This window comes from Mycobacterium deserti (assembly GCF_025345615.1).
Classification (GTDB): domain Bacteria; phylum Actinomycetota; class Actinomycetes; order Mycobacteriales; family Mycobacteriaceae; genus Mycobacterium; species Mycobacterium deserti.
The window spans coordinates 234,637-254,417 of the sequence record NZ_JAODWD010000003.1; the positions used below are offsets into that span (position 1 = coordinate 234,637).

Below are 19,781 nucleotides of genomic sequence, written 5' to 3' on the forward strand. Positions count from 1 at the left end.
CCAGCGGCGGATAGGGTACGCGGGTGATTTCCAAGGTCCTCGTTGCCAATCGCGGAGAGATCGCGATCCGGGCGTTCCGTGCCGCCTACGAGATGGGCATCGCCACGGTCGCGGTGTATCCGTACGAGGACCGCAACTCGCTGCACCGGCTCAAGGCCGACGAGTCCTATCAGATCGGCGAGACCGGGCATCCGGTGCGCGCTTACCTCAGTGTCGACGAGATCATCCGGGTGGCACAGCACGCTGGTGCCGACGCGGTGTACCCGGGTTACGGCTTCCTGTCGGAGAATCCGCGACTGGCCGCGGCCTGCGCCGAGGCGGGCATCACGTTCGTCGGACCGAACGCCGAGGTGCTCGAGCTGACGGGTAACAAGTCGCGTGCGGTGGCGGCCGCGCGTGCGGCGGGTCTCCCGGTGCTGTCGTCCTCGGCGCCGTCGGCCTCGGTGGACGAACTGTTGGCCGCCGCCGACAGCATGTCGTTTCCGTTGTTCGTCAAGGCGGTGTCGGGTGGCGGTGGCCGCGGTATGCGGCGGGTGAGCGAGCACAGTGCGCTGGCCGAAGCGATCGAGGCAGCCAGCCGGGAAGCCGAGTCGGCGTTCGGCGACCCCACGGTGTACCTCGAACAGGCGGTGATCAACCCGCGTCACATCGAGGTGCAGATCCTGGCCGACACCCACGGCGAGGTGATGCATCTGTTCGAGCGGGACTGCAGTGTGCAACGCCGGCACCAGAAGGTCATCGAACTGGCGCCCGCGCCGAACCTGCCCGAAGAGTTGCGGCAGCGCATGTGCGCCGACGCGGTCGCGTTCGCCCGCCAGATCGACTACACCTACGCCGGCACCGTGGAGTTCCTTCTCGACGAACGTGGCAACTACGTGTTCATCGAGATGAATCCGCGCATCCAGGTCGAGCACACGGTGACCGAGGAGATCACCGACGTCGACCTGGTCGCCAGCCAGATGCGTATCGCCGACGGTGATAGCTTGGAAAGCCTTGGGCTGAGTCAGGATTCGTTGACCGCACGCGGTGCTGCGCTGCAGTGCCGGATCACCACCGAGGATCCCGCCAACGGTTTCCGGCCCGACACGGGGCGTATCACCGCCTACCGATCGCCGGGCGGTGCGGGTATCCGACTCGACGGTGGCTCCCACCTGGGTGCGGAGATCAGCGCGCATTTCGACTCGATGCTGGTCAAGCTGACCTGCCGCGGACGCGACTTCTCCACGGCGGTGGCCAGGGCCCGCCGAGCGCTGGCCGAGTTCCGGGTGCGCGGGGTGTCGACGAACATCCCGTTCCTGCAGGCGGTGGTCAACGACGCCGATTTCCGCGCCGGGCGGGTCACCACGTCGTTCATCGAACAACGCCCCTACCTGCTGACCGCGCGCACGCCTGCCGACCGCGGCACCAAGATCCTCAACTACCTCGCCGACGTGACGGTCAACAAGCCGCACGGCGAGCGGCCGTCGACGGTGTACCCCCACGACAAGCTGCCCGAAATCGATGTAGAGTCAATGCCGCCGCGCGGGTCCAAGCACCTGTTGGCCGATTTGGGTCCAGAGGGGTTCGCGCGGTGGCTGCGCGAGTCCAAGGCGGTCGGCGTCACCGATACGACGTTCCGCGACGCGCATCAGTCCCTGCTGGCAACCCGGGTGCGCACCACCGGCCTGCTGGCGGTTGCGCCGTACGTCGCCCGCATGACGCCGCAGCTGCTGTCGGTCGAATGCTGGGGCGGGGCGACATACGATGTGGCACTTCGATTTCTGAAGGAAGACCCGTGGGAGCGGCTGGCCGCGCTGCGTGAGGCCATGCCGAATATCTGCTTGCAGATGCTGCTGCGCGGGCGCAACACCGTCGGCTATACGCCGTACCCCGAGATCGTCGCGAAGGCGTTCGTGGAAGAGGCCACGGCGACCGGGATCGACATCTACCGAATCTTCGATGCCCTCAACAACGTCGAGTCGATGCGGCCTGCGATCGACGCGGTGCGTGAAACCGGTACGGCTGTAGCAGAAGTCGCGATGAGCTACACCGGTGACCTGTCCGATCCGGGCGAGAATCTGTACACGCTGGACTACTACTTGCGCCTGGCCGAGCAGATCGTCGACGCGGGTGCGCACGTGCTCGCCATCAAGGACATGGCCGGGCTGCTGCGCCCGCAGGCGGCGCACCTGCTGGTCTCCGCGTTGCGGTCGCGGTTCGACCTGCCGGTGCATGTGCACAGCCACGACACACCGGGCGGCCAGTTGGCCACCTATCTGGCCGCCTGGCAGGCCGGTGCCAGTGCCGTCGACGGGGCCGCCGCGCCGCTGGCGGGCACCACCAGCCAGCCCGCATTGAGTTCGATCGTGGCCGCGGCGGCGCACACCGAATACGACACCGGGCTATCCCTGGCGGCGGTGTGTGACCTCGAGCCCTATTGGGAGGCGCTGCGAAAGGTCTACGCGCCGTTCGACGTTGCAGCATCCGGCCCTCCTTTCCCGACTGGGCGGGTGTACCACCACGAGATTCCGGGCGGGCAGCTGTCGAACCTGCGCCAGCAGGCCATCGCCCTGGGATTGGGCGACCGGTTCGAAGACGTCGAGAACGCCTACGCAGGCGCCGACCGGATCCTGGGCCGGCTGGTCAAGGTCACCCCGTCGTCGAAGGTGGTGGGGGACCTGGCGCTGGCGCTTGTCGGCGCCGGGATATCAGCCGAGGAATTTGCCGCCGACCCAGCGCGATTCGACATCCCGGACTCGGTCATCGGGTTCCTGCGCGGCGAACTCGGCGACCCACCGGGCGGGTGGCCGGAGCCGTTGCGCAGCAAGGCGCTCGACGGTAGACCCCCGGCCAAACCCGAACCCCAACTGTCCACGGAGGACGAGGCGGTGCTCGCCCAGTCCGGACCCAAGCGCCAGGCTGCGCTCAACCGGCTATTGTTCCCCGGCCCCACCAAGGAATTCGATGCCCACCGCGAGGAGTACGGCGACACGTCGAGCCTGTCGGCCAATCAATTCCTCTACGGGCTGCGCTCCGGCGACGAGCACCGCGTGCAACTCGAACGCGGCGTCGAACTGCTGATCGGGCTGGAGGCGGTGTCCGAACCCGACGAGCGCGGCATGCGCACGGTGATGTGCATCATCAACGGTCAACTGCGACCGGTCACCGTACGCGACCGCAGCATCGCGAGTGAGGTGCCGACCGCTGAGAAGGCTGATCGAACCAATCCCGACCATGTCGCCGCACCCTTCGCCGGGGTCGTGACGGTCAACGTCGCCGCCGATGACGACGTAGAGGCCGGACAGATGATCGCCACGATCGAGGCCATGAAGATGGAGGCGGCTATCACCGCGCCCAAGGCCGGCAAGGTCAGCCGCGTGGCGGTGTCGCAGACCGCGCAGGTCGAGGGTGGCGACCTGCTGGTGGTGGTCAGCTGACCCGCATCGTCGCCGGAACACTGGGCGGGCGGCGAATTACGGTGCCGCGCACCGGGACCCGTCCGACCACCGACCGGGTCCGCGAGTCGTTGTTCAATGTGCTGGCCGCGCGGATCGACCTCGCCGGCCTCCGGGTGCTCGACCTGTACGCGGGCTCGGGCGCGCTCGGCCTCGAGGCGTTGTCGCGCGGCGCCGTTTCGGCGGTGTTCGTCGAATCGGATCAACGAGCGGCGGGCGTCATCGCGCAGAACATCGCCGCACTCGGTGTGGCAGGCGCGAAGGTGCGGCGTGGCGCGGTCGCCGCCGTGCTGGCCTCGGGCAGTGCGCAGCCGGTCGACCTGGTGCTGGCCGACCCGCCGTACGACGTCGAGTCGCGCGAGATGGAGAGCCTGCTCGGCGCGCTGACCGACGGCGGATGGACGACCACCGGCACCGTCGCGGTGGTGGAACGCGCAGCGTCGAGTCCGCCTCTTGCGTGGCCGGACGGTTGGCAGGCGTGGCCGTCGCGGACTTACGGCGACACCCGTTTGGAATTGGCCGAATTCGACGTGGCCGCCGCTGCGGCGCCGAATTCGGCGGAACTGCCCTGATAGCGTCATCGACCATGAGCGGCGCGGTATGCCCGGGTTCCTTCGATCCGGTGACCCTCGGCCATATCGACGTCTTCGAGCGCGCGGCGTCGCAGTTCGACGAGCTCGTCGTCGCGGTGCTGGTCAACCCGAACAAGAAGGGCATGTTCAGCCCCGACGAGCGGATCGCGATGATCGAGGAGTCCACGACGCATCTGCCGAACCTGCGGGTCGAGTCCGGGCAGGGGCTGGTCGTCGACTTCGTCAAGGCGCGCGGCTTCACCGCGATCGTCAAGGGCCTGCGCACGGGCACCGATTTCGAGTACGAACTGCAGATGGCGCAGATGAACAAGCACATCGCCGGTGTCGACACCTTCTTCGTCGCGACCACGCCGACGTACTCCTTCGTGTCGTCGTCGCTGGCCAAGGAAGTCGCGTCGCTGGGCGGCGATGTCTCGGCACTGTTGCCCGAGGCGGTCAACGCCAGGCTGCAGGTCAAGCTGCATCAGGGTTGATACTGCAGCTCAGCGGGTAGTCCTGTGGTTGGCGCACAGCCCATCGCGCCCAAAACCATTGTCGATAACACGGAGGTATCCCCGTGGCCGAAACGTTCGTTCAATCAACCGACGACGTCGTGCGGTTCCTGAAGGACCAGCACAATCTGATCAAGGACATGTTCGACGAGGTGTTCTCGGCGACGTCCGACGAGGCGCGCCGCAAGGCCTTCACCGAACTGCGCCAACTCCTGGCCGTGCACGAGACCGCCGAGGAGATGGTGGTGCACCCGAGGGTCCGCAACGAGGTGGACGGCGGCGACATCATCGTCGACGCGCGTCTGAAGGAGGAGCACGATGCCAAGGAACACCTCTCGGCGCTCGAGGCGATGGACATCGGATCCAAGGAATTCCTCGACGAACTGACGCTGTTCAAGGGCTCGGTGATCGACCACGCCGAGCGCGAAGAGACCGAGGAATTCAACAAGCTGCAGCGTGAACTCGACCCCGACGACCTCGGCCGGATGGCCAAGGCCGTCGTCGCCGCCCAGGCGATTGCGCCCACCCGGCCGCACCCCGGGGTGGAGTCGGCCAAGGCGAACTTCGCCGTCGGTCCGTTCGCGTCGATGCTCGACCGCGCGCGCGACCTCATCACCGCAGCGCTTCGCTGACTCGACCCCGGCCCAACCAGGTGAAGTCGCCGCGCGGACGGGTCAGACACGTTGACATAATGCGAGTGCGTGGTGCCTGACGTGACCGCGTTGGCGACACACCGGCGGCAAAGTCGAGTCACAGACGTAACACCAGGCACACTGGTAACTGTCACTACGCCTGGAGGGTGTTGCCGTGTACCGAGTTTTTGAGGCGCTCGATGAGTTGGGCGCAATCGTTGAAGAAGCCCGAGGCGTGCCGATGACGGCAGGCTGCGTGGTGCCGCGCGGCGATGTCCTCGAGTTGATCGACGACATCAAGGACGCCATCCCCGGCGAACTCGATGACGCCCAGGATGTGCTCGACGCCCGCGACGGGTTGCTGCGCGAGGCGAAGGAGCATTCCGACTCGATGGTGTCGACGGCCACCACCGAAGCCGACTCGATGCTCAACCATGCCCGCGCCGAAGCCGACCGCCTGCTCGCCGATGCGAAGGCCCAGGCCGACCGCATGGTCGCCGAGGCGCGTCAGCACAGCGAGCAGATGGTCGGCAAAGCCCGTGAGGAAGCCGAGCGCCTCGCCGCCACCGCGCGGCGCGAATACGAGGCCAACACCGGCCGCGCCAAGACCGAGGCCGATCGCCTCATCGAAAGCGGAAATCTCGCCTACGAGAGGGCCGTTCAGGAAGGCATCAAGGAGCAGCAGCGGCTGGTGTCGCAGACCGAGATCGTCTCGACGGCGACCTCCGAGGCGACCCGGCTGATCGACTCGGCGCACGCGGAGGCCGACCGGCTGCGTGGCGAATGCGACATCTACGTCGACAGCAAGCTGGCCGAGTTCGAAGATTTCCTCAACGGAACCCTGCGTTCGGTCGGGCGGGGGCGCCACCAGCTGCGCACGGCAGCCGGCACGCACGACTACGCGGCCCGTTAACCGCTTGGCAGCATCGCCGTAGGATTGACCTCTATGGCGACGCATGCAAAGGCGGCGGCGCACCGCGCGTCACGGTCACCGCTAGTGATCGACATCTCCCGGCTCGGCCGGCGACCGGGCGCGATGATGACTCTGGTCCAGAGCGTGCCGAGCCCATCGCGGATCGGGCTCGATCTGATCGCGATCGACGAAGGCGTACCGCTGCAGCTAGATCTGCGGATCGAGTCGGTCTCGGAAGGGGTGCTGGTCAGCGGCACCGTGTCCGCGCCGACCGCGGGGGAGTGCGCGCGCTGCCTCCAACCGATCACCGGCGATGTCGAGATCGACCTCACCGAATTGTTCGCGTACCCCGACAGCACGACCGAGGCCACCACTGAGGCCGACGAAGTGGGGCACGTCGTCGATCAGACGATCGACCTGCACCAGCCCATCGTCGACGCCGTCGGGCTTGCACTGCCCTTCGCGCCGCTGTGCGGGCCGGACTGCGCCGGGCTGTGCCCGGAGTGCGGCATATCGATGGCCGCCGCCGAGCCGGGACATCACCACGAGCAGATCGACCCACGCTGGTCGAAGCTGGCGGGCCTGCTCGACGAGGAACCGCGTGAGTGACCGAGCGTCGCTGCTGGCGGCGCTGGGCGTGCACCTGCCCGACGAACTGCTCACCATGGCACTCACGCACCGCAGCTACTCCTACGAGAACGGCGGCCTGCCGACCAACGAGCGGCTGGAGTTCCTCGGCGACGCGGTGCTCGGGCTGACGATCACCGAGGAGCTGTATCACCGTCATCCCGACCGCTCCGAGGGTGATCTGGCCAAGCTGAGAGCGAGCATCGTCAACACGCACGCGCTGGCCGACGTCGGCCGCGTCCTGTCCGACGACGGGTTGGGCGCCCACCTGTTGCTCGGCAAGGGTGAGGAGAACTCCGGAGGGGCGGACAAGTCCAGCATTCTGGCCGACGGTGTCGAATCTCTGCTCGGGGCAATCTATTTGGAGCACGGCATCACCGTCGCGCGGGAGGTGATCCTGCGGCTGTTCAGCGCGCTGTTGGACACCGCGCCGACGCTGGGCGCCGGTCTGGACTGGAAGAGCAGCCTGCAGGAGTTGACCGCGTCGCGCGGCATGGGCGCACCGTCATACCAGGTGACCTCCACCGGACCCGACCACGACAAGGAGTTCACCGCCGTCGTGGTCGTCACCGAGACCGAGTACGGCAGGGGCGTCGGCCGGACCAAGAAGGAGGCCGAACTGAAGGCGGCCGCGGCGGCGTGGAACGCACTTTCCACTCCTGGCGTAGATGCCTGAGCTTCCCGAAGTCGAGGTCGTACGGCGCGGGCTGGACGCCCACATCGCGGGTAGGACGATCACCGCGGTGCGCGTACACCATCCGCGGGCGGTGCGCCGTCACGAGGCGGGTCCCGCCGATCTGACCGCGCGACTGCTCGACACCCGGATCACCGGCACGGGACGCCGTGGCAAGTACCTGTGGTTGACGCTCGACGATGGCGCGGCGTTGGTCGTACACCTCGGGATGAGCGGACAAATGCTGCTCGGGCCGGTGCCGAACGAGAATCATCTGCGCATCGCGGCGCTGCTCGACGACGGCACCACGCTCAGCTTCGTCGACCAGCGCACGTTCGGCGGCTGGATGCTCACCGATCTGGTCACCGTCGACGGGACCGACGTGCCCGCGCCCGTCGCCCACATCGCGCGCGATCCGTTGGATCCGCAGTTCAACCGCGATGGTGTCGTAACGGTGTTGCGGCGCAAGCATTCCGAGATCAAGCGCCAGCTGCTGGACCAGACCGTGGTGTCGGGTATCGGCAACATCTACGCCGACGAGGCGCTGTGGCGCGCGCGCATCAACGGCGCCCGGCTCGCATCGTCGTTGACGCGCAAGGCGCTCGGTGAACTGCTCGACGCCGCCGCCGAGGTGATGAGGGAGGCACTGGGGCAGGGCGGCACGTCGTTCGACTCGCTGTACGTCAATGTCAACGGCGAGTCCGGCTACTTCGACCGGTCGCTGGACGCATACGGCCGCGACGGCGAGCCCTGCCGGCGCTGCGGAACGGTGATGCGTCGGGAGAAGTTCATGAACCGGTCGTCGTTCTACTGCCCCAAATGCCAGCCCCGCCCGCGCGTCCGCCGCTCCTAGTTGCGCCGAAATGGAATTCCCGGCTAGTAAGTTGCGCTGTTGGTAGCCGGGAATTCCATTTCGGCGAGGATGGGACGCATGACGGAATTGTGGGTGGAGCGCACCGGCGTGCGCCGCTACACCGGGCGCAGCTCACGCGGCGCGGAGGTCCTCGTCGGCGGCGAGGACGTCGAGGGCGTCTTCACCCCGGGCGAGCTGATGAAGATCGCGCTCGCGGCGTGCAGTGGCATGGCCAGCGACGTCCCGCTGCAGCGCAGGCTCGGCGAGGACTACTCGACGACCATCGAGGTGTCCGGCGCAGCGGACCGCGAGCAGGAGCGCTACCCGCTGCTCACCGAACGCATGAAACTGGACCTGTCCGGGCTGTCGGAAAACGAGGTGTCGCGGGTACTCACGGTGGTCGAGCGGGCGATCGACCAGGTCTGCACCGTCGGACGCACGCTCAAGTCCGGTACCAAAGTGACGTTTGAGGTCAGTGATGCAGGAGTTAGCTGAGGTACGACTGACTGCGTGGGTGCACGGCCATGTCCAAGGCGTGGGCTTCCGCTGGTGGACGCGGTCGCGCGCACTGGAACTGGGGCTGACCGGATACGCCTCCAACAGGCCCGACGGCCGCGTCCAAGTGGTCGCGCAGGGGCCGCGAGACGCCTGCGAAACGCTTCTTGAGCTGCTGCAAAGCGGCAACACGCCCGGCCGGGTCGACAACGTCGTGGCGGATTGGACAGAACCTCGCGACTCGCTCGAAGGCTTCACCGAACGTTAGCCTGCGCGACGGTAGTGTGGCACGTCGTGCACCTCAAGAGTCTGACGCTGAAGGGCTTCAAGTCGTTTGCCTCGCCGACGACTCTGCGCTTCGAGCCAGGCATCACCTGCGTCGTGGGGCCCAACGGGTCGGGTAAGTCGAACGTGGTCGACGCACTCACCTGGGTCATGGGTGAACAGGGCGCCAAAACCTTGCGCGGCGGCAAGATGGAGGACGTCATTTTCGCCGGCACGTCATCTCGTGCCCCGTTGGGCCGCGCCGAGGTGACGGTGACGATCGACAACTCCGACAACTCGCTGCCGATCGAGTACAACGAGGTCTCGATCACCCGACGGATGTTCCGCGACGGCGGCAGTGAGTATGAGATCAACGGCAGCAGTTGCCGATTGATGGACGTGCAGGAACTGTTGTCCGACTCCGGCATCGGCCGCGAGATGCACGTCATCGTCGGCCAGGGCAAGCTGAGCGAGATCCTCGAGTCGCGCCCGGAGGACCGCCGGGCGTTCATCGAGGAAGCCGCTGGCGTGCTCAAGCACCGCAAGCGCAAGGAAAAAGCGGTGCGCAAGCTGGACTCGATGTCGGCCAACCTGGCCCGGCTGACCGACCTGACCACCGAACTGCGCCGTCAGCTCAAACCGCTTGGCCGCCAAGCCGAGATGGCCCGCCGCGCGCAGACCATCCAGGCCGACCTTCGCGACGCCCGGCTGCGCCTGGCCGCCGACGACCTGGTCACCCGGCGCACCGAGTTCGACAACACCAACCAGACCGAGACCACGCTGCGTCGCGAGCACGACGAACTCGCAGCCCGGCTGGAAACCGCTGCGGCAGAGCTGAATTCACACGAGACCGCAGTCGGCACCTTGAGCGAACGGGCGGACGCCGCGCAGCAGACGTGGTTTTCGCTCTCGGCCCTTGCCGAGCGGGTGAGCGCCACGGTGCGCATCGCCAGCGAGCGGGCCCAGCATCTGGACTCCGAACCGGAGGCGTCGACCGGACCGGATCCCGAACAACTTGAGGCGCAGGCCGAAGAGGTCGCCCAGCAGGAACGGCAACTGCTCGGCGAGCTGGACGAATCCCGGGCCAAGTTGGAGGCCGCGCGCGCCGAGCTGAGCGAATGCGACCGCCTTGCCGCCGAGGCTGAACGCGCCCATCTGGCCGCCGCGCGCGCCGAAGCCGACAGGCGGGAGGGCCTGGCGAGGCTGGCCGGTCAGGTCGACACCATGCGCACCCGCGTCGAGTCGATTGACGAGACCGTGGCCCGGCTGACGGTGGGTATCGAGGACGCGGCCGCCAAGGCTCAGCAGATGCAGGCCGAGTTCGAGACCGTTCAGAGCCGGGTCGGCGAACTCGACCAGGGCGAGGTCGGACTCGACGATCACCACGATCGCACCGTGGCCGCCCTGCGCCTTGCCGACGAGCGCGTGGCCGAACTGCAGGCCGCCGAGCGCGCCGCAGAACGTCAGGTCGCCTCCCTGCGCGCCCGCATCGAGGCGCTGTCGGTCGGGCTCGACCGCAAGGACGGCGCCGCCTGGCTGCAGAAGAACCACGGTGGCGCAGGACTTCTCGGCTCGATCGCCAACATGCTCAAGGTTCGCGCGGGCCACGAGGTGGCGGTAGCCGCGGTTCTCGGGGCAGCCGCGGACGCGGTGGCCGCCGACAGTTCCGGCGCGGCCCGGTCGGCTGTCGCAGCACTCAAGGCAGGCGATGGCGGCCGCGCGGCCATTGTGCTCGGGGACTGGCCGCAACACCATGCGCCGCCGGCCGGCCCGCCGCCCGCAGGCGCGCAGTGGGCCGTTGAGCTCGTCGGCGCGCCGCCGCGACTGCAGGGCGCGGTGAGCGCCATGCTCGCCGATGTCGTGGTGGTCTCCGACCTCTCGGCGGCGCTGGACGTCGTCGCCGCCCACCCGCATCTGAGGGCGGTAACCGCCGACGGGGACCTGGTCGGCGCGGGTTGGGTCAACGGCGGTTCCGACCGAAGGCCCAGCACGCTGGAGATCACGTCGGAGGTAGAGAAGGCCCGCACGGAGCTGGCCGCGGCCGAGAAGCAGACCGGCGAGCTGTCGGCCGCGCTGGCGGGTGCCCTCACCGAGCAGGCCAACCGGCAGGACGCCGCCGAACAGGCGCTGGCGGCGCTCAACGAATCCGACGCCGCAATCTCGGCGATCTACGAGCAGCTCGGCCGCCTCGGGCAGGACGCCCGCGCCGCCGACGACGAGTGGCAGCGGCTCATTCAGCAGCGCGATGATCTCGAGGCGGGCCGCAACAAGACCGTCGCCGAGCTCGCCGACCTCGAACAGCGACTGCACAACGCCCAGCAGGAGCCGACGTTCGAAGCCGAACCGGTCAACCGGCAGCAGACCATGGCCGCCGCCGAGGTCGCCCGCGCCGCCGAAGTCGAGGCGCGGCTGACGGTGCGCACGGCCGAAGAGCGCGCCAACGCCGTTCGTGGACGGGCGGATTCGCTACGACGGGCCGCTGCGGCCGAACGCGAGGCGCGGCTGCGTGCCCAACGCGCGCGGGAGGCCCGGCTGCACGCCGCCGCAGTCGCGGGCGCGGTCGCGGCATCCGGGCGCTTGGTGGCGCAGCGGCTCAGCGCGGCGGTGGCCGTCGCGTCGCGAGCCCGCGACGAGGTCGCCGCCGAACGCCAGCACCGCGCAGGCGCGCTCACCCGGGCACGCGAAGAAGTGAACGCGCTGAACGCGAAGATTTCGGCGATCACCGACTCGTTGCATCGCGACGAAGTGGCCAAAGCGCAAGCGGCACTTCGCATCGAGCAGCTCGAGGAGCAGGTGCTCGAGCAATTCGGCATGGCGAGCGCAGATCTGATCGCCGAGTACGGACCCGATGTCGCCCTGCCGCCCTCCGAACTCGAGATGGCCGAGTACGAACAGGCCAAGGAACGCGGTGAGCAGGTGACCGCGCCCGCGCCGATGCCGTTCGACCGGCCCACCCAGGAGCGGCGCGCGAAGAAGGCCGAACGCGAACTCAACGAACTCGGCCGGGTCAATCCGCTGGCGCTGGAGGAGTTCGCCGCGCTTGAGGAGCGCTACAACTTCCTGTCCACTCAACTCGAGGACGTCAAGGCCGCGCGCAAGGATCTGCTCGATGTGATCGAGGACGTGGACGAGCGCATCCTGCAGGTGTTCGCCGAGGCCTTCGTCGACGTGGAACGCGAATTCCGGACGGTGTTCTCGTCGTTGTTCCCCGGCGGTGAGGGCCGTCTGCTGCTGACCAATCCCGATGACATGCTCACGACCGGCATCGAGGTCGAGGCCCGCCCGCCGGGCAAGAAGGTCAAGCGGCTGTCGCTGCTGTCCGGTGGCGAGAAGTCACTGACCGCCGTGGCGATGTTGGTGGCGATCTTCCGTGCCAGGCCGTCGCCGTTCTATGTGATGGACGAGGTCGAGGCCGCACTCGACGACGTGAACCTGCGCCGGCTGATCGGATTGTTCGAGCAGTTGCGGGCCCAGTCGCAGCTGATCGTCATCACCCACCAGAAGCCGACGATGGAGGTCGCCGACGCCCTGTACGGCGTGACGATGCGCGACGACGGCATCACGACCGTGATCAGCCAGCGGATGCGGGGCCAGGAACTCGTCGCGGCGACCAATTAGGCGCGACGGTCGACCACGTCGACCATCAACCCCGGGAGCGGTCGCAGCGCCGCGAAGTTCCGGGCCCGGATCCGTTGCGCGGGCAGCCGCAACGTCGTTCTCGCTACGAGCCGGGCCAACACCACCGTCATCTCCGCGACCGCGAACGCCGACCCGATGCAGCGGTGCTGTCCGCCGCTGAACGGGATGAACTCGTGCGGCGCGGGCCGCCGGTAGCTGGAGGCGGCCGGATCCCACCGCTGTGGCCGAAATCGTCGAGGCTCCGGCCACAGCGACGGATCACGATGTGTCACATACGGACTGAAGATCAGCATGCGCCCGGCGCGGATGCGGTGCCCGTCGAACTCCAGATTGCGGATGACTTTTCGCGCAGAGACCACGCCGGGGGTGTACAGCCGCAGCGTCTCGTTGACGACACCGTTGAGGTACGTCAGCGCGGGCAGGTGTGCTGCCGTGGGCGGATCACCATCGAGCACGCGGCGGACTTCCTCCGCGGCGATCGACCACGCACCCGGCACAGTCAGCAGGGCGTAAACGGCCCACGCCATCGCGCCGCTGGTGGTTTCGTAGCCGTCCGCGATCAGCGAGACAACCAGATCACGGATCTCGTTGTCACTCAATGGTTGACCGTCGTCGGGTAGGGCGTTGATCAATCCAGTCAATAATCGGTCGTCGTGACGCGGGGCGCGGCGCGCATCGGCGATCTCCGCATAGATCAGGTCGTCGACTCGTCGCTGCGCCTCGCGCGCCCGCCGCCACGCCGGGGTATCGAGGCGCTGTCGGAGCCGCAGAACTTCCGGAGGCGCGTGCGTCAGGTCGAGCTGCGGCTGGAGCAGTTCGCCGAGCATGTCCGCATGGCCGGCCATCCGCGAACCGTAGAGGCACTCGGCAACGCTGCGCCGCAGCGTCGATCGAAGGTGCGGGAAGACATCGACTCGCTGCCCCGGCCGCCACGTGCTGATCGTTGCGTCGGCATTGGCCACCATCGTCTGCACGTAGTCCTCGACCTTGTGGTGACTCAGCGCAGGCGCGACCACACCGCGTCGCCGTCGATGCGCGGGTCCGTCGCTGACGATCAACGCATTGGGGCCGTCCACGGGCGCCAGGATCTCGAATGTCTGCGCCCAGCTGAACGCATCGGCGTTGGCGAACACGAACCGGTTCGCCTCGGGGCCTAGAAGGAAGGTGAACCCGCTCGCGCCGATGCCCACGTCGATGACGGGTCCCCACGCCCGGTATGCCGCGAGCAGCGCTTCACCCGGGGGGTAGGGCACGGTCCGATCCGTCACCACCATTACTACGCATCGTAGTAGTGCCGTGGCGGATGGGGAAGCCTCGTGCTGAGACAATGTCGGCGTGACAGAAGGTCTGTGGATCGCGATCGCGGTCATCGCCGTTCTGCTGGTAGCCGCGCTCGTGGTCGGCCTGCTGCTCTACCGGCGCCGCCGGATCAAGCTGCAGGCTCCGGATTCCACTACGGCAGTCGACCGCTCGGGCGGTTACACGGCCTCGTCAGGCATTACGTTCGCGCAGTCGACACCCACCAAGACCGCTGAACCCGTCGAACGCATCGACACCAGCGGACTGCCCGCAGTAGGTGATGACGCGACGATCCCGCGCGACGCCCCGAAACGTCCGATCGCCGATGTGCGCCTTCCCGAACCTCCGCTGAAGGAGGCGCCGCCCGCTGCGCCTGTCCGGGGAACACCGCCGGAGCCGGCGGCCGAACCCGAAACCCGAATCGATGAGATCGCTCCTGCCGAAGGCAGGCTCGAGAAGCTGCGCGGCCGGCTGGCCAAGTCGCAGAACACCCTGGGCCGCAGCATGCTCGGCCTGCTCGGCGGCGGCGACCTCGACGAGGACTCGTGGCAGGACGTCGAGGACACGTTGCTGATCGCCGACCTCGGCCCTGTCGTCACCGAGTCCGTGGTCACCGCGCTGCGGTCGCGGATGGCCAGCGCCAACGTCCGCACCGAGGCCGATGCGCGCGCCGTCTTGCGCGACGTGCTCATCAACGAGCTCTCGCCGAACCTGGATCGCAGCATCAAGGCTCTTCCGCACGACGACAAGCCGTCGGTGCTGTTGGTGGTCGGAGTGAACGGCACGGGCAAGACGACGACGGTGGGCAAGCTCGCGCGCGTCCTGGTTGCCGACGGGCGCCGCGTGGTGCTCGGCGCCGCTGACACGTTCCGCGCCGCCGCGGCCGACCAGCTGCAGAGCTGGGCGTCGCGCGTCGGCGCGCACGTCGTGCGGGGTGCCGAGGGCGCTGACCCCGCGTCGGTGGCGTTCGACGCCGTCGACAAGGGCATCGTGGACGGCGCGGACGTCGTCGTCATCGACACGGCGGGGCGCCTGCACACCAAGACCGGCCTGATGGACGAGCTCGGCAAGGTCAAACGCGTCGTGAGCCGCCGGGCCCAGGTCGACGAGGTCCTGCTGGTGCTCGACGCCACGATCGGGCAGAACAGCCTGCCGCAGGCCCGGGTCTTCGCCGAGGTCGTCGACATCACCGGGGTGGTGCTGACGAAACTGGACGGCACCGCCAAGGGCGGGATCGTGTTCCGCGTGCAGCAGGAACTCGGCGTGCCGGTCAAACTCGTAGGCCTCGGCGAGGGGCCCGATGATCTTGCTCCGTTCGAGCCCGCGGCGTTCGTCGACGCCCTCCTCGGTTGACACACCGCCGCACAAAAGCCGTGATGTAACGCAGGCGAAACCTCGCCCGCGCATCCGTTCACACGAGCGAAACACCGCTGCGTCTTAGCCGAAACAACCACTGCGCAAAGTCTTGGACCAGGTCAATGGTCGTAAATCGTTGCGGCCGTGGCATGTCGAAGGAGGATGCGAGTGGAAGGCTTCCCAACCCTCGGTATACCGGACACCGGTGATACCGCATGGATGCTGGTGAGCGCAGCCATGGTGCTACTGATGACGCCAGGACTGGCGTTCTTCTACGGTGGCATGGTGCGCGCCAAGAGCGTGCTCAACATGATCATGATGAGCGTCAGCGCCATGGGTGTGGTGACGGTGCTGTGGGTGCTGTACGGCTACTCGCTGGCATTCGGCAACGACGTGTCCAACCTGTTCGGCGACCCGACCCAGTTCTTCGGACTCAAGGGCCTCATCGGCGGTAACGCCGCGGCCGAGGTGATCGCCGACCCGGCCGCCGGTATCGAAGCCGCGGAGGCGACGAACATCCCGCTGGTGTTCACCTTCCCCGCCACCGTGTTCGTCGCGTTCCAGTTGATGTTCGCGATCCTCACCGTCGCGCTGATCTCAGGCGCGGTCGCCGACCGAATCAAGTTCGGCGGCTGGCTGCTGTTCTCCGCGCTGTGGGCGACGGTCGTCTACTTCCCGGTCGCGCACTGGGTGTTTTCGTTCGACGGCGGCACCGCCGAGACTGGCGGATGGATCGCCAACAAGCTCGGGGCCATCGACTTCGCCGGCGGCACCGCTGTGCACATCAACGCCGGTACCGCGGCACTGGTCCTCGTGATCATCCTCGGCAAGCGCAGGGGGTGGCCGACCACTCCGATGCGTCCGCACAACCTCCCGTTCGTGATGCTCGGCGCCGGTCTGTTGTGGTTCGGCTGGTACGGCTTCAACGCCGGTTCGGCGACGGCCTCCAACGGCACCGCGGGCTCGACCTTCGTCACCACGACGGTCGCCACCGCTGCGGCGATGTTGGCCTGGCTGCTGACCGAACGCATTCGGGACGGCAAGGCGACGTCACTGGGCGCGGCGTCGGGCATCGTGGCAGGTCTGGTGGCCATCACCCCGGCTTGTGGAGCGGTGAACGTGTTGGGCGCACTGGTGATCGGCACCGTGGCGGGCGTGCTGTGCGCACTGGCGGTCGGCCTGAAATACAAACTGGGATACGACGACTCGCTCGACGTCGTCGGCGTCCACCTGGTCGGCGGCTTGATCGGCACGCTGATGATCGGTCTGGTCGCGGCGCCGGAGACCTACAACGGTGTGGCCGGGCTGTTCTACGGCGGCGGATTCGACCAACTGTGGCGCCAGGCGATCGGTGCCGGGGCGGTTCTGATCTATTGCGCGGTCGCTACCGCTATCTTGGCTCTGATAGTGAAGTTCACTGTGGGGCTGCGACTCAATGAGGAAGAAGAATCGACCGGACCCGACGAAGCCGAGCACGCCGAGACCGGCTACGACTTCGCGGCTGTCGGAGCGGGCTCGACTCTTGGCCGTCATCCGGGTGTGGAGGGATAAGGGAACATGAAGCTGATTACTGCGATCGTCAAGCCGTTCACGCTCGAAGACGTCAAGACCGGTCTGGAGCAGACGGGCATCCTCGGGATGACCGTCAGCGAGGTGCAGGGCTACGGCAGGCAGAAGGGCCACACGGAGGTCTACCGGGGCGCTGAGTACTCGGTCGACTTCGTTCCGAAGGTCCGGGTCGAGGTCGTGGTCGATGACTCCGCTGTCGACAAGGTGGTCGATGTCATCGTCCAGGCTGCGCGGACGGGAAAGATCGGCGACGGCAAGGTGTGGGTCAGCCCGGTCGACACCGTGGTGCGGGTCCGCACCGGCGAGCGCGGGTCCGACGCCCTTTGAGCCGCGTCTGAGTCAAAGGTCGTCTCCCGGCCATGCACCCTGAGCGTTTGATTTCACCGGATGGCCGGGTGAGGACACGAAAATGACAGAGCAGCAACCGAATTCCGCCGCCGGCGCTCCCCATGCATGGGCCCACCCGAAAGCTGGGGACAATGGGCCCACCCGATGGGAAGCTCCGGCGGCGGGTTCGTCTCGTCCCGCGACCGACCTCAAGATCGCGCTCGAGAAACTGCTGGCCGGTGGGGCACGCCAATTGGATTCGGCGGCTCTGCGCGACGCTCTGCTGGATCTGCACGAATTCTGGCTGACCACCAAGGCGGCCGAGATCGGCATCACGCCGACAAGCGGCTTCGCGATCGTCGCGACCGGCGGTCTGGGCCGCGGAGAACTGGTCCCACATTCCGATCTGGACCTGACCCTGGTTCACGACAACATGCCACAGGAGATCGTCGGCCAGGTCGCCGAACTGCTATGGTATCCGTTGTGGGACGCCAACATTCGCATCGACCACAGCGTTCGCACCGTCCCCGAGGCGTTGAAAGTGGCCGGCGAGGACATCTCCGCGGGCCTGGCGATGCTCGAAGCCCGTCACATCGCCGGTGATGCGGACCTGTCGGCACTGCTGATCGGGGGAGCGCGGCGGCAGTGGCGCATTGGAATCGCCTCGCGTTTCGCCGAACTGGTCGAGCACGCCGAGGCCCGTTGGGAACGCAGCGGTCAGATCGCCCACCGCGCCGAGCCTGATCTGAAATGCGGCCGTGGCGGTCTGCGCGACGTGCAACTGCTCAATGCGTTGGCCATCGCACAATTGGCCGACGGCTATCCCAGCCGCTCCTCGGCTTCGCCGACCGAGACACTCGGCGAAGCCCACCTGGCACTGCTCAATGTGCGCACCGAACTGCATCGGGTGTCGGGCCGCGGCCGTGAACAGCTGCTGGCCCAGCACGCCGACGAAATCGGCGCCGCACTGCAGATCGGGGACCGATTCGACTTGGCGCGCATGCTGTCCGACGCTGCGCGCACCATCAGCTTCTATGTCGACTCCGGGCTGCGCACGGCGGCGAATGCGTTGCCGCGTCGTGGATTTGCCGCGTTGCGGCGTCCCACTCGACGCCCACTCGACGAGGGCGTCATCGAATTCGCGGGCGAAGTGATCCTGGCCCGCGACGCGCGGCCTGCGCGTGATCCCGGATTGATCCTGCGGGTCGCCGCGGCCTCGGCGACGACCGGGCTGCCGATGGCCGCGTCCACTCTGGCGAGGCTGGCCGAGACCGCGCCCGAACTCCGCACGCCATGGCCGCGCCCGGCGCTCAAGGACCTGCTGGTGATGCTCGCAGCGGGCCCCGCCGCAGTAGCCACCATCGAGGCACTGGACCGAACAGGGCTGTGGGGGCGGCTGTTCCCCGAGTGGGGCGCGGTACGAGACCTGCCACCCCGCGACGTCGTCCACATCTGGACCGTCGACCGCCACCTGGTCGAAACAGTGTCGCGCGCAGCCGCCTTCACTACCCGGGTTTTGCGTCCGGACTTGCTGATGCTCGGAGCGCTGTGCCATGACATCGGCAAGGGCCGCGGGGGCGACCACAGCGTGATCGGTGCCGAACTGGCTACTCAGATCGGCACGCGGCTGGGTCTGTGGCCGTCGGACGTCGAGATCCTGTCGAAAGTGGTACGCCACCATCTGTTGTTGCCGCACACGGCGACACGGCGGGACCTACAGGATCCGAACACGATCGCCGCGGTGGTCGAGGCGCTCGACGGCGACTCGGTGCTGCTGGAGATTTTGCACGTTCTGGCCGAAGCCGACTCGCTGGCCACAGGTCCCGGCGTGTGGGGTGACTGGAAGGCGTCGCTCATCGGCGACCTGGTTCGCCGCTGCAGGCTCGTGATGGCCGGTGAACCGCTGCCGCGGCCCGATCCGATTGACCCGCGGTATCTTTCGCTGGCCGCCGAGGTCAGTGTGCACGTGGAAATGACTCCCTCGGACAGCCCGCACATCTACAACGTCACGATGATCGCCCCGGACCGGCGAGGGTTGCTGTCGAAGGCCGCGGGGGTGTTGGCCCTCAATTCACTGCGGGTGCACTCCGCTTCGGTCAACGGCCATGAGGGATCGGCGATCAACACGTTCGTGGTCTCACCGCATTTCGGTTCTCCACCAGCGGCCGAGCTTCTGCGCCAGCAGCTTGTGCTCGCACTCGACGGCGAGCTCGATGCGCTGGCGTCGTTGGACCGCCGCGACCGAGAGACCGCGCACTACGGCACCGCGCGCGCGGGGGAGACGCCGGCCGCCGTACCAATCAGCCAATTCGTCGCGCCACCGCGGATTCTGTGGTCCGAGGGTTCGGCGCCGGGTGAGCTGGTCGTGCAGATCCGCAGCACCGACCGCGCCGGCCTGCTCGCGCGGCTGACCGCGGTGTTCGAGCGTGACGGTGTCGATGTCGCGTGGGCGAAGGTGACCACGCTCGGATCGTCGGTCGTCGATGTCTTCGGCATCACCACCGCCGGCGACCACACCGCCGTGCGCGACGAACTCGAACGCGACCTGTACGCGGTGTTGCCCGCCCCGCCGCCGCGCAAGCCGGTCTCGGAAGCCAGCTAGTCCGCATTCGCACG

General features: G+C 67.7%; 16 protein-coding genes. 15 read left to right on the forward strand and 1 reads right to left on the reverse strand.

All coding sequences use genetic code 11. From position 1 onward, the window contains the following. The first annotated feature begins 23 nt into the window (after positions 1-23). The 11 genes from N4S67_RS12465 to smc all read left to right on the forward strand — a co-directional run bounded on the left by N4S67_RS12465 (position 24) and on the right by smc (position 12,593). Positions 24-3,416, forward strand: a complete 3,393-nt coding sequence (locus tag N4S67_RS12465) for a pyruvate carboxylase (protein ID WP_260993295.1) — start codon at positions 24-26, stop codon at positions 3,414-3,416. Next, positions 3,413-4,006, forward strand: coding sequence for a 16S rRNA (guanine(966)-N(2))-methyltransferase RsmD (gene rsmD / locus N4S67_RS12470; protein WP_260994015.1), 594 nt, complete (start codon positions 3,413-3,415; stop codon positions 4,004-4,006). The genes N4S67_RS12465 and rsmD overlap by 4 nt, the downstream gene beginning before the upstream one ends. 14 nt (positions 4,007-4,020) lie before the next feature. After that, positions 4,021-4,500, forward strand: coding sequence for a pantetheine-phosphate adenylyltransferase (gene coaD / locus N4S67_RS12475; RefSeq protein WP_260993296.1), 480 nt, complete (start codon positions 4,021-4,023; stop codon positions 4,498-4,500). An 83-nt stretch (positions 4,501-4,583) separates the two neighbouring features. Continuing rightward, positions 4,584-5,150, forward strand: coding sequence for a hemerythrin domain-containing protein (locus N4S67_RS12480; protein ID WP_260993297.1), 567 nt, complete (start codon positions 4,584-4,586; stop codon positions 5,148-5,150). A 175-nt stretch (positions 5,151-5,325) separates the two neighbouring features. Then, positions 5,326-6,063, forward strand: a complete 738-nt coding sequence (sepIVA, locus tag N4S67_RS12485) for a cell division protein SepIVA (protein WP_260993298.1) — start codon at positions 5,326-5,328, stop codon at positions 6,061-6,063. 33 nt (positions 6,064-6,096) lie between these two features. Next, positions 6,097-6,672 (forward strand): YceD family protein, encoded by a 576-nt coding sequence (locus N4S67_RS12490; RefSeq protein WP_260993299.1) that lies wholly within the window; start codon positions 6,097-6,099, stop codon positions 6,670-6,672. Next, complete coding sequence (gene rnc, locus N4S67_RS12495; protein WP_260993300.1) at positions 6,665-7,366, forward strand: ribonuclease III; 702 nt, start codon at positions 6,665-6,667, stop codon at positions 7,364-7,366. Before N4S67_RS12490 ends, rnc begins: the two co-directional genes overlap by 8 nt. Continuing rightward, entirely contained in the window at positions 7,359-8,216 is an 858-nt protein-coding gene (mutM, locus tag N4S67_RS12500) for a DNA-formamidopyrimidine glycosylase (RefSeq protein ID WP_260993301.1), read from the forward strand. Before rnc ends, mutM begins: the two co-directional genes overlap by 8 nt. A 78-nt stretch (positions 8,217-8,294) precedes the next feature. After that, on the forward strand, positions 8,295-8,711 hold the full coding sequence (locus tag N4S67_RS12505; RefSeq protein WP_260993302.1) for an OsmC family protein: 417 nt from the start codon (positions 8,295-8,297) through the stop codon (positions 8,709-8,711). Continuing rightward, positions 8,695-8,979: an acylphosphatase gene (locus tag N4S67_RS12510; RefSeq protein WP_260993303.1), complete on the forward strand. Its 285-nt coding sequence runs from the start codon at positions 8,695-8,697 to the stop codon at positions 8,977-8,979. The genes N4S67_RS12505 and N4S67_RS12510 overlap by 17 nt, the downstream gene beginning before the upstream one ends. A 26-nt stretch (positions 8,980-9,005) precedes the next feature. Continuing rightward, a complete protein-coding gene (smc, locus tag N4S67_RS12515; protein WP_260993304.1) occupies positions 9,006-12,593 on the forward strand; it encodes a chromosome segregation protein SMC in 3,588 nt (1,195 codons plus the stop codon). Here smc and N4S67_RS12520 read toward each other — a convergent pair. Further along, positions 12,590-13,867, reverse strand: a complete 1,278-nt coding sequence (locus N4S67_RS12520) for a cytochrome P450 (RefSeq protein ID WP_260994016.1) — start codon at positions 13,865-13,867, stop codon at positions 12,590-12,592. The two genes, smc and N4S67_RS12520, sit on opposite strands and share 4 nt — an antisense overlap. Positions 13,868-13,949: 82 nt before the next feature. Between N4S67_RS12520 and ftsY the strand changes: the two genes are divergently transcribed. From ftsY to N4S67_RS12540, 4 genes are all read left to right on the forward strand, one after another. Further along, the gene (gene ftsY / locus N4S67_RS12525) at positions 13,950-15,266 is read left to right on the forward strand and encodes a signal recognition particle-docking protein FtsY (RefSeq protein WP_260993305.1); all 1,317 of its coding nucleotides are present in this window, start codon (positions 13,950-13,952) and stop codon (positions 15,264-15,266) included. A 165-nt stretch (positions 15,267-15,431) separates the two neighbouring features. Further along, entirely contained in the window at positions 15,432-16,820 is a 1,389-nt protein-coding gene (locus N4S67_RS12530; RefSeq protein ID WP_390893343.1) for an ammonium transporter, read from the forward strand. A gap of 6 nt (positions 16,821-16,826) precedes the next feature. Next, entirely contained in the window at positions 16,827-17,165 is a 339-nt protein-coding gene (locus tag N4S67_RS12535; protein ID WP_102142927.1) for a P-II family nitrogen regulator, read from the forward strand. Between the two features lie 82 nt (positions 17,166-17,247). Next, a complete protein-coding gene (locus tag N4S67_RS12540) occupies positions 17,248-19,767 on the forward strand; it encodes a [protein-PII] uridylyltransferase (protein ID WP_260993307.1) in 2,520 nt (839 codons plus the stop codon). Positions 19,768-19,781: the final 14 nt, after the last annotated feature.

Bases quoted from the DNA above. Each gene is read 5' to 3' on its own strand.
- coaD (WP_260993296.1), top strand. From the start codon at position 4,021: ATGAGCGGCGCGGTATGCCCGGGTTCCTTCGATCCGGTGACCCTCGGC.
- N4S67_RS12490 (WP_260993299.1), top strand. From the start codon at position 6,097: ATGGCGACGCATGCAAAGGCGGCGGCGCACCGCGCGTCACGGTCACCG.
- mutM (WP_260993301.1), top strand. From the start codon at position 7,359: ATGCCTGAGCTTCCCGAAGTCGAGGTCGTACGGCGCGGGCTGGACGCC.
- N4S67_RS12505 (WP_260993302.1), top strand. From the start codon at position 8,295: ATGACGGAATTGTGGGTGGAGCGCACCGGCGTGCGCCGCTACACCGGG.
- N4S67_RS12510 (WP_260993303.1), top strand. From the start codon at position 8,695: ATGCAGGAGTTAGCTGAGGTACGACTGACTGCGTGGGTGCACGGCCAT.
- N4S67_RS12530 (WP_390893343.1), top strand. From the start codon at position 15,432: ATGCGAGTGGAAGGCTTCCCAACCCTCGGTATACCGGACACCGGTGAT.
- N4S67_RS12535 (WP_102142927.1), top strand. From the start codon at position 16,827: ATGAAGCTGATTACTGCGATCGTCAAGCCGTTCACGCTCGAAGACGTC.
- N4S67_RS12540 (WP_260993307.1), top strand. From the start codon at position 17,248: ATGACAGAGCAGCAACCGAATTCCGCCGCCGGCGCTCCCCATGCATGG.